Source organism: Stenotrophomonas maltophilia group sp. vghtpe118 (assembly GCF_052605195.1).
In genome coordinates, this window is record NZ_CP199672.1 from 3,434,216 (window position 1) to 3,446,481 (window position 12,266).

General features: G+C 68.1%; 11 protein-coding genes and 1 other RNA gene. 4 read left to right on the forward strand and 8 right to left on the reverse strand.

From position 1 onward, the window contains the following. Window positions 1-5 precede the first annotated feature (5 nt). The gene (gene thiL / locus ACUDTM_RS15600; RefSeq protein WP_445391405.1) at window positions 6-968 is read left to right on the forward strand and encodes a thiamine-phosphate kinase; all 963 of its coding nucleotides are present in this window, start codon (window positions 6-8) and stop codon (window positions 966-968) included. Between the two features lie 192 nt (window positions 969-1,160). On the opposite strand, the gene ACUDTM_RS15605 is transcribed toward thiL, so the two are convergent. Beyond that, window positions 1,161-1,532 carry a DUF805 domain-containing protein gene (locus tag ACUDTM_RS15605; protein ID WP_088497844.1) on the reverse strand — a complete coding sequence of 124 codons (372 nt, stop codon included), beginning with the start codon at window positions 1,530-1,532 and terminating at the stop codon, window positions 1,161-1,163. Between the two features lie 128 nt (window positions 1,533-1,660). Next, on the reverse strand, window positions 1,661-2,071 hold the full coding sequence (locus ACUDTM_RS15610; protein ID WP_088497845.1) for a hypothetical protein: 411 nt from the start codon (window positions 2,069-2,071) through the stop codon (window positions 1,661-1,663). 422 nt (window positions 2,072-2,493) lie between these two features. On the opposite strand from ACUDTM_RS15610, the gene ACUDTM_RS15615 reads away from it, so the two are divergent. After that, the gene (locus ACUDTM_RS15615; protein WP_353080396.1) at window positions 2,494-4,515 is read left to right on the forward strand and encodes an acyltransferase family protein; all 2,022 of its coding nucleotides are present in this window, start codon (window positions 2,494-2,496) and stop codon (window positions 4,513-4,515) included. Window positions 4,516-4,742: 227 nt separating this feature from the next. On the opposite strand, the gene ACUDTM_RS15620 is transcribed toward ACUDTM_RS15615, so the two are convergent. The 4 genes from ACUDTM_RS15620 to ACUDTM_RS15635 form a co-directional block, all read right to left on the reverse strand. After that, on the reverse strand, window positions 4,743-6,128 hold the full coding sequence (locus tag ACUDTM_RS15620) for an FAD-binding oxidoreductase (RefSeq protein WP_353080397.1): 1,386 nt from the start codon (window positions 6,126-6,128) through the stop codon (window positions 4,743-4,745). Beyond that, window positions 6,125-6,706: a metal-dependent hydrolase gene (locus ACUDTM_RS15625; protein WP_353080398.1), complete on the reverse strand. Its 582-nt coding sequence runs from the start codon at window positions 6,704-6,706 to the stop codon at window positions 6,125-6,127. The genes ACUDTM_RS15620 and ACUDTM_RS15625 overlap by 4 nt, the downstream gene beginning before the upstream one ends. An 85-nt stretch (window positions 6,707-6,791) precedes the next feature. Continuing rightward, window positions 6,792-7,160, reverse strand: coding sequence for a YraN family protein (locus ACUDTM_RS15630; protein ID WP_049439300.1), 369 nt, complete (start codon window positions 7,158-7,160; stop codon window positions 6,792-6,794). Then, complete coding sequence (locus tag ACUDTM_RS15635; protein WP_072167845.1) at window positions 7,150-8,871, reverse strand: penicillin-binding protein activator; 1,722 nt, start codon at window positions 8,869-8,871, stop codon at window positions 7,150-7,152. The genes ACUDTM_RS15630 and ACUDTM_RS15635 overlap by 11 nt, the downstream gene beginning before the upstream one ends. Before the next feature lie 81 nt (window positions 8,872-8,952). On the opposite strand from ACUDTM_RS15635, the gene rsmI reads away from it, so the two are divergent. Next, window positions 8,953-9,771: a 16S rRNA (cytidine(1402)-2'-O)-methyltransferase gene (gene rsmI / locus ACUDTM_RS15640; protein WP_061478399.1), complete on the forward strand. Its 819-nt coding sequence runs from the start codon at window positions 8,953-8,955 to the stop codon at window positions 9,769-9,771. Window positions 9,772-9,926: 155 nt separating this feature from the next. Then, window positions 9,927-10,278, forward strand: an RNA gene (gene rnpB, locus ACUDTM_RS15645) — RNase P RNA component class A. A 127-nt stretch (window positions 10,279-10,405) separates the two neighbouring features. On the opposite strand, the gene ACUDTM_RS15650 is transcribed toward rnpB, so the two are convergent. Continuing rightward, a complete protein-coding gene (locus tag ACUDTM_RS15650; protein ID WP_005415283.1) occupies window positions 10,406-10,885 on the reverse strand; it encodes a DM13 domain-containing protein in 480 nt (159 codons plus the stop codon). Between the two features lie 354 nt (window positions 10,886-11,239). After that, window positions 11,240-12,028 carry an NRDE family protein gene (locus ACUDTM_RS15655; protein ID WP_111200834.1) on the reverse strand — a complete coding sequence of 263 codons (789 nt, stop codon included), beginning with the start codon at window positions 12,026-12,028 and terminating at the stop codon, window positions 11,240-11,242. Between the last annotated feature and the right edge of the window lie 238 nt (window positions 12,029-12,266).

Consider the following 12,266-nt stretch of genomic DNA (forward strand, 5'->3'; position numbering starts at 1 on the left):
GCTCCATGTCCCTCGCCGAATTCGCCCTCATCGACCGCATCCGCGCCCGCACCCTCGAGCGCGACGACATCCTGCTCGGCATCGGTGACGACGCCGCGCTGCTGCAGCCGCGTGCCAACGAGCAACTGGTGGTCACCGCCGATACGCTCAACAGCGGCGTGCACTTCCCGGTGGAAACCCCGGCCTTCGACATCGGCTGGAAGACCCTGGCCGTCAACCTGTCAGACCTCGCCGCGATGGGCGCGCGCCCGACGTGGTGCACGCTGGCGCTGTCGCTGCCGGAAGCGTCTGAAGACTGGATCGAGGCTTTTGCCGATGGCTTCTTCGCTCTGGCCGACCAGCACGACATCGCGCTGATCGGTGGTGACACCACGCGCGGCCCGCTCTCGCTGTCGGTCACCGCGATGGGCCAAGTCGGGCGCGGCCAGGCCCTGCGGCGCGACCGCGCGCAGCTGGGTGATGACATCTGGGTGAGCGGCACGCTGGGCGACGCCGCCGGCGCGCTGCGCCTGTGGCAGCAGGGTGCACTGAGCATCGCCACCGCCACGTTGCTGGCCGACTACGAAAGCCTGCGCCTGCGCCTGCTGCGGCCGACGCCGCGCGTCACCCTCGGCCTGCGCCTGCGGGCCTTCGCGCACGCGGCGGTGGATGTATCCGACGGCCTGCTGGCCGACCTCGGTCATATCGCCACGCGCAGCAACGTGGCCGCGCATGTGGATGCCGATTCGCTGCCGATCTCGCACGCACTGCGTGAACTGCTCGGTCGTGAGGCCGCACGCGACTGCGCACTGCGCGGGGGCGACGACTACGAGCTGTGCTTCACCGCCGCCGCCGACCAGCGCGACGCGCTGCACTACCTGGCCGAATCGCTGGACGTGCCGCTCACCCGCATCGGCCGTATTGCCGAAGGGCAGGGCGTACACGTGGACGGCGAAGCCGCCGACGGCGGCTACCAGCACTTCGCGTAGCAGCAGCGGTACTGCCCTGCTGGGTCAACGTTCGGGGTGGGCTCAGATCCCTTTGCGCCGCAAAGGGATCTGACCCCAAGTGAAGCACATCGATGTTGCTCTGGTAGGTGCCAACCTTGGTTGGCACAGAGGTGTCAGCCGCCGGTGGCAACGCCGAGCCGACCAAGGTCGACACCTACCAACGCGGGCTGGTTACACGTGTGGAACCGGCGCACCGAAGCGGTTGCCACCCGGCGTGCCGGGCAGCAGCAGAAACACCAGCAGCACCAGGCTGACGAACGGCACGAACCCCAGCAACAACCACCAGCCCGAACGATCGGTATCGTGCAGGCGGCGGATGGTGGCCGCGATGGACGGCAACACGAATGCCAGCCACATCACTACGCCCAGGCCGGTGACGACCAGCGCCGGGCCCTGCGAACCGCTGTAGCCGGCATAGAAGCTCAGCAGATACAGCGGGATCGAAATGATCATGATGAACAACTGGAACCACCAGAATTCGCTGCGGCTTGCGCGGCCAGTGAACTGCGCATAGCGGGTGAGCGGAACCATCATCTTGTGCATCGAAACACTCCCTGAAAAGAAGTGCGCACCATTGGTGCTCCTGTGATGACGAGCCATCGGAATCGTTGCAATTGCGCGCAGCGTGCAACTGAACTGAGCGCTCACCCGCACTTCTCTTCGTCGGATGCTCACGCCGCCCGCAGCTGCACATCCACGTACTCGGCCAGCCCACGGCAGGCCAGCAGCAGCCCTTCGCGCGCGCCATCGCCCATCTGCTGGTCGATATCCCCATCCACGCGTACGCGTTCGGTGGCGTGCAGCAGTTCCAGCAGGAAACTCAGCCCCGCATTGGCACGATCAATACGCGTCAGGGCCAGGCGTTGCCCGGGCGTGCGGTTGTTGCCGGGCCATGGTTGGCCATCGGCGGCGTCGCCCTGGCGGATGTGCTGCAGGCAGGCCTGCAGGGTAATGGCCCCGGCACTGTTACCGCTCTGCAGCGCGACGAAGGTGTCTTCCAGCGTGCGGGCCAGGTCATCGGGCAGGCGCGTGGCGGCCTCGCCCAGGGTGGCGAACAGGTGCGGGTAGGGGGAATCGGTCATGGCGGCGTCCTTGTGCAAGCAGTAAGGGGCCACCCTGCTTAACAGCGAGGGTGGCGGACGGTGCGTGGTTCCAATACCGGAGGTCGATGTAGAAGCGCCGGCGGGCACGAGGCCCCCACGCACCGCCCGCCATGTAAGCGCGGACAGAATGCCTGCCGACGCCACCCAACAAGGAAAGAGCGGCGCCGGCAGGCAAGCGTAACCAACACATCAACCTAACGGGATTGGAAGCCCGTGCCACCCGTTGTCGGTGGCGCTAGATGATTTGCATGCAGTGCCACGTATGCCAATGAGAAAGATTGGAAATTCGAAAACGTTGCAGACGTGCGGCGCGCCGTCAGTGTGGTGATTACGACATTCCCGCAGGGGCGAACTGGGACCGGAGCTGAACCATGTCCCGCCCTGTCGCGATCGTCCATTGAATGACTGCGCAAACGGTGGCGATGCTGCCGGATCGCTCGCTGCCGGTCACCCGCATGTCTGCTCCCGAACGTTCCCACAACGCTGCCATCGATGGCCTGCGCGCATTGGCGGTGCTGGCCGTCGTCCTCTTCCACACCAATGCGACGTGGCTGCCCGGCGGCTTCACCGGGGTGGACCTGTTCTTCGTGGTGTCCGGCTTCGTGATCAGCCAGTCGCTGGCCTCGCGCACGCCTGCGTCACTGAGCGCGATGCTGCTCGACTTCTACCGGCGCCGCGTGCTTCGCCTGTTGCCGGCGCTGCTGGTCATGCTGGTGGCCACCTTCATACTGTCTGCGCTGTTCATTCCCCGTGCGTGGCGCAATGAACAGTTCGACCAGACCGGCTGGGCCGCGCTGGTCGGCTTCAGCAACATCGTGCTGGCTGGCCAGCAGGACGATTACTTCTCACCCGGCGCCGAACTCAACCCGTTCCTGCACACGTGGACGCTGGGCGTGGAGGAGCAGTTCTACCTGGTCTTCCCGCTGCTGTTCTTCGTCTGGCTGCGCGGGCGTGAGCGCTGGCCGTGGTCGCGTTGGCTGTTGCCGGGGCTCACCGTGCTGTCGCTGGCGTGGGCGGGCTGGCAGGCGCAGACGGCACCAGCGGCAGCGTTCTATCTGCTGCCGGCGCGGTTCTGGGAGCTGGCTGCGGGCGCGCTGCTGTACCAGTGGATGCGTACTCGTACGCCGGGCCAGAACGGTGGTGCGGTTGCAGCGGCCGGCCTGACGCTGCTGGCCGCAGGCGTGGTGATCGCCCCGCAGCTGGCGATGCCGGTGCCGGGTGTGCTGGCCACCGTGGCCGGTACCCTGCTGCTGTTGGCAAGCGTGTCGGCGCCGGGGACATCGCGCCTCGCCCGCGCGCTGGGCTGCGCACCGCTGGCCTACCTGGGCCGGTTGTCCTATTCGCTGTACCTGTGGCATTGGCCGCTGCTGGTGCTGCTGCGCTGGACCTACGGCCTGCACGGTGCCGCGCTGTGGCTGTACCCGGTGTTGCTGCTGGCGGTATCAGCTGCGTCGTATCACTTCATCGAGCGTCCGCTGCGCAGTGCGGCGCCGCTGCTGCGCCTGGCACCGGCCAAGGTGCTGGCGATGGCGTTGCCGGTGGTGGCGCTGTGTGGTGCGGGTGCCTGGGCCACCGTGGAGTACCACGAGCAGGTCTCGCTGAGCGTTACCCGTGACGGCTATGCATGGCAGGCGCGTCGCTACCCCGCGTGGCGCCCATTAGAGCCGGTGAGTGCGCCGGCGCTTGAAGGACGGCGCCTGTTCGTGTCCGGCGATTCGCACGCGGCGGCGTATCGCACCATGACCAGCATGGTCGCGCGCCAGACCGGCATGGAGGTGCGCCAGCAGGATCGCGGCGGCTGCAGCTTCGTCAATCTGCTGCGGGCCAGTCCAGCCGATTGCCAGGAGTTCATTGAGCACACGCTGTCGACCATCGAGCGCGAGGCACGCCCGGGTGACATCGTGCTGCTGGCGGCCTTGCGCATGCCGGAGCTGCGCGGATTCGACTGGCGGCGGCAGGATGCACAGGAAATCTATCGTCAACTGCTGGCCGAGCGCACGCCCGCGCATGCACAAGCTGCACGCGATGAAGCCGATCGAGTGCTGGGGCGTTTGCAGAAGCTGGGTGTGCACGTGGTTGTGGATGCGCCGCTGCCGTTGTTCAAGGCCGGTGCGTACCGCTGTTCGGACTGGTTCAACCGCCGCAACCCGGCCTGTGCCGGTGGCCTGAGCATGCCGCGCGCCGACCTGGAAAGGCTGCGCGCGCCGCAGATGGCGTTGCTGTCCGAACTGGCGGTGCGCTATCCATCGCTGACGGTGTGGGATCCGCTGCCGCTGCTGTGCGGGCCAACGACCTGTTCGGCGGTGAAAGACGGGGAGCCGCTGTTCTTCGACAACGATCACCTGAGCGGGCATGGCAACCGCGTGCTGTTGCCCAGCTTCCGGCAGACCCTGATCGATATTGCAGGCGACACGCCGGTGTAGAGCCGAGCCCACGCTCGGCTTGCGCGCGGTGCGGGCTTCATCGCGATGTGGCCGAAGCGGGGCCGAGCATGGCTCGGCTCCACAGGAGTGTGAGGGTGAACGACACGTGGTTGTAGAGCCGAGCCCACGCTCGGCTCGCGCGCGCAGCGCGGGCTTCATCGCGATCTGGTCGAAGAGCCGCCGAGCATGGGCTCGGCTCTACAGGAGTGCGAAGGAATGTGCGCGGTCTATGCCGGCGGCAGCACCTTGCCCGGGTTGAGGATGCCGTCCGGGTCCAGTGCGGCCTTGATCGCGCGCATCGCCGTCAGCGTTTCCGGGGTGAAAGCCTGTGCCATGAAATCGCGCTTGGCCAGGCCAATGCCATGTTCGCCGGACAATGTGCCACCCAATGCCAGGGTCAGCTCGAAGATCTTTGGCAACGCGGCATGCGCGCGCGTGTTTTCGTCGGCATCCTCCGGGTGGTAGAGGATGTTGACGTGCAGGTTGCCGTTGCCGGCATGGCCGAAGGTGACGATGGTGAGTCTGTAGTCACGCGCCAGTGCCTGCACGCCGGCTACCAGCTCCGGAATGCGCGACACCGGGACCACAACGTCTTCATTGATCTTGCCCGGCGCAACGCTGCGCAGCGCGGGCGACAGCGCCTTGCGTGCGGCCCACAGCTGGTCGCGCGCGCGGCCCTCCATCGCCACGTCCAGCTCGATCATGCCGTCGCCTTCGGCGGCACTGGCCAGTGCCTGCAGCAGATAAGGCAGGGTGTCGTGGTCACCATCGGCCTCGACCAGCAGCATCGCGCCTGCCTCCGGCACATCGGCACCATTCAGCCGCAGCAGCTCCAGGCTGCGCGCGTCCATGAATTCCAGGCGGGTGGGTACCACCGGCTGCGACATCAACCGCGACACGCCGGCCGCAGCAGCATCGGCATCGCGGTACAACACGCGCAGCCCGGCCTGGCTGACCGGCAGCGGGGTCAGTTTCAGCGTGGCTTCCACGATCAATGCCAGCGTACCTTCGCTGCCCACCAGCAGATGGGTCAGATCGTAGCCAGTGGCGTCTTTGGTGTAGGCGCCACCGCAGCGGATCACCTCGCCGGTGCCGGTCACCGCCACCAGGCCCAGCACGTTGTCGCGGCTGGTGCCGTACTTCACCGCGCGCGGGCCACCCGCATTGCAGGCCAGGTTGCCACCGACGCTGCAGATCTCGGCGCTGGACGGGTCCGGCGCCCAGAACAGGCCGTGCGACGCCAGCGCCTGCTGCAGCGTGCCGTTCAACACGCCCGGCTGCACGACCGCGCAGCGATCACCGGCGCGGATCTCGACGATGCGGTCCATGCGGGTGAACGAGAGTACGATGCTGCCCGGCTGCGGGACCGCGGCACCGGTGGTACCGGTGCCGGCACCGCGCGCGACCAGCGCCACGCCATGCGCGCGGCAGGCACGCACCAGCGCCTGCACCTGCTCGATGTCCGCCGGAAACGCCACTGCGGCCGGCCGCTGATGGCGCCATGAGTTGTCCTGCGCATTCGCCTCCAGCGCGCCGTCATCCATGCGCCAGCCCTCCGTGCCCAGCAGGGTGGACAGTTCGGCAACCAGGGCAGCAGGCAGGGCAGGACTCATGACGGATCTCGTGAGGCAGCAGGAGCGGGTTGGATCAGTTTCCAGGCGACAACGGCGCCGGCCAGTGGCAGCCACACCCAGCGCAGTTCGGAGAGCAGGGTAGCCACGCCGCGTGCGCTGAAGAACTGTGGCGCGAAGGGTGACACGCGGATGGGGCGCCACGGCGCGAAGAAGCGCTGTTCGCTCCACGGCCAGGCCAGCGCGACGCCCAGACCACCGGAGGTCATCGCATCGAGCAGCGGATGGCTGGCGGCGCAGGCGAAGACGAATACAGCGGCTTGTACGGTAGATGCCAACCTTGGTTGGCACACATCCGCCGACCAAGGTCGGCGACTACCCAAGAGCGCCAACGCCGCGGCCAATGCTGCCAGCACGCCGGCGAACAGCAGTGAGTGGCTGGCGCCGCGATGGCCGAAGGCATCGGCATAGGGAATGTGCAGGGCAAAGGCCAGTACATCGGCATCGGGCAGCATGGCGGCGATCACGCCGGCGGCCAGCAGGCGCGGCGGGATGCGGCCACGATCAGCGGCGCACCACAGCGCCAGCGGCACAGCGGCATGGGTGATGATCGACGGCATCAGTCACGCACCATGGTCGTACCGGCCGCGGGCCGGCTGCAGGTCCGACGGGTAGTGCCGGCCGCTGGCCGGCAAAGAGTAGCCATCAGCAGTCATCCAATCGGAATGCATCCCGCAGCCAATGCAACTGCGGCGGTTCGCCGGTGGCTTCGACCACATCGAAACGGCAGGGCGCATTGGCCAGCGCCGGGTGGTCCTGCAGGTACAGCTGCGCGGCGTGGGCCAGGCGCCGGCATTTGCGCGCATCGACCGAAGCGGCGCCACCGCCGAAATCCGATCGCGCGCGGTAGCGCACTTCCACGAACACCACGGTGCCGGCATCGTCCATCACCAGGTCCAGTTCACCGCCGCGATAGCGCACGTTGCGCGCACGCGGCTGCAGTCCCGCCTGTTGCAGATGCTGCTCGGCGGCGGCTTCCACCGCCGAGCCACGTTGGCTGCGCTCAGCGACCACCGACGATCGGCATCGGCCGGCCGCCATTGAAGGTCGACCAGGCCGGCTGGCGCAGGATGTTGCCGTTGCTGTCCAGGAACAGGGTGCCGGTGGCACCGTCCAGGCCGCCTTCGTTGGACAGCTTGTCCAGGTAGGCGGTGATCTTCCAGGCGTCGGCACCGAAGGCGAACAGGCGGCCGGCCGCACCGCGTGCGCTCGGCAGGGTGCTGGCCACCTGGCTGGCCGACGGCAGGCCGGACACACTGCGCACGTTCCAGGCTTCGTTCGGATAGACGATGCCGTCCAGCGCCACGTCTTCTTCCACCTTGCCGCTGCCAACGGTCAGCTGCGAGGTGCCAACGCGGGTCGCGCCGCCTGCACCGGCCAGCGCCAGCTGCGGCGCCAGCAGGCGCGCCTGCGGCGCACGCACGGCGAGGAATACGGCATCGACCTGGCCGGCGTTGCGCACCTGCGCGCCGACATCGCCGACGGCATCGGTGACGCCGATCGTGGCCACCACCTGGCCACCGCGCTGCGCAAAGCGCTGGGCGAAGGCGGCGGCGGCACGGCGGCCGGTGTCATCGGCGCTGTTGATCACCAGCGCCTTGCCGCGCTCGCGGCCACGCAGGTACTCGGCGGCGACGATGCCGTCGTCTTCCGGTGCCAGCGAGAAGCCGGCACTGCCGGTCGGCGGTGCGTCCTTGCCGCGGTTCAGGGCCAGCACCGGCACCTGCAGCTGCTGCCGGCCGTACACGGCGTCCACTTCGTCGCGGCCCAGCGGACCGACCACGAAGTCGGCACCGGAGGCGACGGCCTTGTCATAGGCGGCCAGGGCACCGGCCGGGGTGCCGGCGGTGTCGAAGAAGTTGATGTCCGGGCGGCGGCGGCTTTCACCGTAATAAGCGCTCAACAGGCCATCGCGCACCGGCTGTGCGGCGGTGGCCAGGCGGCCGCTGAGCGGCAGCAGCACGGCCAGCTTGGCCGGCGGGCGGTAACCGTCGCTCATCGCCGGCGGGCGCTTGCTGGTGTCGAACTGGGCCGCGCCATCGCGGTCGAACGGGCGCGGCAGCGGCAGGCCGCGCGCGATCAGTGCACGGCCGGCGAAGTTGTAGAGCGGGTCGTTGGCCGGCAGGGCGGCGGCACGGCTGCGCAGGGTGGCGTCGTCGAGGGTGCCGAGCAGGCCGGCAATGGCGGCCTGGTTCTCGCTGCGCGCGCTGCCGGTCAGGCTGGAATGGGCGCGGGCGCGCTCGGTGGCGGCGCCGAAGGCATCGCCGGTGCCCTGCAGGGCACTGGCGCGGGCCAGGTACCAGCGCGTGCGCAGGGCCGGCAGCACGTTGTCGCCGTGGTCCTTCAGCAGGGCCAGTGCCTGCGCCGGCTGCTTGTCGGCCAAGGCGAGCTCGGCACCGGTCAGCTGGTAGCGCTGCAGGCTGGCGCCGGACAGCTGGCGTGCGGTGAGCTGGCCGAGCAGGCTGCGCGCGCGGGCACTGTCGCCGGCCAGGTGCCAGGCCCAAGCGGCATCGGCCAGGGCGTTGCTGCGGGCGCCGCCGCGCAGCGTGGCGGCCAGGCCTTCCAGCTGCAGTGCGGCGTCGCGCGGCTTGCCCTGTTCGATCAGCGCCAGCGCCTGGCTCTGGGCCGGCGAATCGGGGGTGCTGGTCAGGCTGGTGGTGGCACAACCGGCCAGCAGCATCAGCGACAACGACAGGGCGGAGATCCGTGCGGCGGGCTTGTTCATGATCGGGTCCATGCGATGAGGGCAGCGGCCTTGGCCGGGTACACGCTACGATTCTACCCTTGCCCCGTGAGTACCGCTGAAATGAGTGTGCCAACCCTGTACGTCGTCGCCACCCCGATCGGCAACCTGGCCGATCTGAGCCCGCGCGCGCAGGAGGTGCTGCGTTCGGTGGCGGCCATCTGTGCCGAGGACACCCGCCGCAGCGGCCAGCTGCTGTCCCATTTCGGCATCCAGCAACCGCTGGTGGCCCTGCACGAACACAATGAAGAGGCCTTGGCGCAGCGCCTGGTTTCGCGATTGCAGGCCGGCGAGTCGCTGGCGCTGGTCAGCGATGCCGGTACCCCGCTGGTCAGTGACCCCGGTTTCCGCCTGGTGCGTGCCGCGCGCGCGGCGGGCATCAAGGTCAGCCCGGTGCCCGGCGCCTGCGCCGCCATTGCCGCGCTGAGCGTGGCCGGCCTGCCCAGCGACCGTTTCAGCTTCGAGGGTTTCCTGCCGGCCAAGGCCAGCGGTCGCCGCGACCGCCTGCAGGCGCTGGCCGGCGAAGTGCGCACGATGGTGTTCTACGAATCCTCGCACCGCATCGCCGAGTCGCTGGCCGACATGGCGGCGATCTTCGGCGGCGAGCGCCCGGCGGTGCTGGCCCGCGAGCTGACCAAGCTGTTCGAGACCGTCCTTGATGGTGACCTGGCCGGCCTGCTGGCCAGGGTCGAGGCCGACGAGAACCAGCGCAAGGGCGAGTTCGTGGTGATGGTGCAGGGGGCGGGTGACGATGAGGAAGCGCAGCTGGCACACGGCCGCCGCGTCTACGCGAAGCTGAGCGAGCACCTGCCGCCGTCGACCGCCGCCAAGCTGGCTGCGGAACTGACCGGTGCGCCGCGCAAGGCGCTGTACGGTAGTTGATGGATCGTGCGGACCAAGGTCCGCACCCACCAGATCGGAATCCGCACCCACCAAGGCAGCGGCATCGCTAGAGCCACGCCACGCGTGGATGGATGAACCGGACGCCGCGATCGGCACGGCAGGAAAGGCGTGCGTACGCTAGAATGCGCGCTGGCGGAGTCGGCCAGACAGTCGCGTCATCCCTTCGGGGGTGCCGAGGAAAGTCCGGGCTCCATAGGGCAAGGTGCCAGGTAACGCCTGGGCGGCGCAAGCCGACGGAAAGTGCAACAGAAAGATACCGCCTACGTCTTCTTCGGAAGGCCGGTAAGGGTGAAATGGTGCGGTAAGAGCGCACCGCGAGTCTGGCAACAGACCGGCACGGCAAACCCCACCTGGAGCAAGACCAAATAGGGATCCTTTGGCGCGGCCCGCGTTGGATCCGGGTAGGTTGCTTGAGCGTTGCGGTGACGTAACGCCTAGAGGAATGACTGTCCACGACAGAACCCGGCTTATCGGCCGGCTCCGCCTCTTTCTTCGATATGCATGAACCGCGCATCTGTAGTGCCGGCCGCTGGCCGGCAGCTTCACGATGCCAGCAGTGGCGGACAGAGTGCTGCCGGCCAGCGGCCGGCACTACCTCGACGTCGCGCGGTCCTCAGCCCGGCGTGCGGTACTGCCCGGCGGAAATGAACTGCGAGAAGCGCTCGCACCACACCACCACCGTGGTGTAGTCGTCCACGTCCACGTTCGCGGGCACCTCGACCAGGAAGCGGTTGAAGGTCTTTACCTCGCCGATGCGCTGGGCCTGCGCCTTGATCTTCAGGAAGTCGGCCTTGTTGTCGACGAAATCGCGAACCAGATAGACCTTGTAATCCGGGCCCGGTCCCATCTTCCCGTCGAAGGCGACCTGGGTGGCGCTGACGCTGACCTTGCCTTCGGCCCAGTGCACCGCATCGCTGCCTTTGAGGTCGCGGCGGAAGGTGGTGCGGTAGGTGGCGTCTTTCATTGCGGCCTGTACCTGGGCGACCGGCGGGTCATCGGGGGCGATCAGGATCGGCAGCAGATAGACGCCCAGGCCGAAGCCCAGGCCGAGGGTGAGCAGATGGGTGGCGAGCAGGATGAGGATGCGGCGCATGGGGCCTCCTTGTGGTTGCGGTCGATCGCGCGGCGTGATGCCGGGCGCGACCACCCTGGGAGGTCAGGGCCGACATTTATAGACACAGTGCCAAATGCGAAAAGGACACAGTGGGCGGGCTGGAATGCCGGAACCCCTGTGGCACAGGCACATTGCGGTCGCGGCTGGAAGCTGAATGACGTTTCAAGCCCGCTGCGATGGCGACCGCCGTCACGTGGATCGCGACAGCAAGCTGCGGGTAGGGCCGGCCGCTGGCCGGCAGCGTCATGGCGAATCCGAGCATCCAAAGGCTGCCGGCCAGCGGCCGGCACTACCCCCGCCAAGAGCATCCGGCCAGGGGCCGTCACGACCGGGTCAGAAAATGACGTGGCTTTGTCCGCTCGGTGCACCCTGCGGGCCGAAGCGGCGTTCGTGGATCTCGCCGTGGCCGTCGGCGTCGATCAGCAGCACGGTGCTGGCGCGGGTGCCGTAGTCGTCGCCGCGGATGAAGGCCGGGCTCAACCAGCGCTCGCGTTCCAGGCCGATGCCGGTGTCGGGCAGGTCGCTGTCGGCGGGGCGGTGTTCATCGGCCAAGGCATTCCAGAGCGGGGTCAGGTTTGGGGTCAGATCCCTTTCGCGTTGCGAAAGGGATCTGACCCCGTCTTCCTGCAGCCAGGCTTCAAGGGCCGCCATCAACCTGCGGGTCTTCGGCCAGGGCGCGTCCAGCGCGCCGTTGGACATGCCGTGTACGCCCGGGCCAAGCGTCTGCCGTTCGGCGGGATGGTTGCCCAGGTACTCCAGGCTGTCGCTATCGGCCAGCAGGAGATTGAACGGGGCGTAGGCGCCAGCCACGGTCGCCAAGCGGTCGATATGCACGGCGGCCGGGTCGCGGCCGCGCAGGAAGTCGGCCACCAGCGCGCCCCGCGACGGTCCGGTCTGGGCCGCCAGCGGGTCGCGGACGTTGGTGACCACCGCCATCCGGCCCGAGGCGCCGACTCCGGCCCAGCCACCGCCGGAGCGCAGGTCGCGTCCTCCGATGACGGAGGTCTCATCCTGCCAGGTGGCCAGCGCCGCGGTGGGGCGGGCGTGGAACTCATCACGGTTGCCGGTCATCACCAGCCGCCAGCGCGGGTGGTGCATCCAGCCAAGAGCAAGCAGGCACATGGCCTCATTGTGCACCGTTTGCGCAGTCCGGCGCCGTTTCCGGCCCGGCTCGGATGAATGCGCGGCCGATGTTTCACACCCCGTCCACGCCCCTGAACTTCCGTTCAATCTCAAAAATTGAGACGGATCAGCAACTTGTGGATAAGCCTTGAACAAGTCTCTAAAGGTTGTTGCAAGCCATTGATGCGGCTGGCGATTTCCCTGCTGAAAAGTTGTTGACAACCCTCGGCCCGCTGCT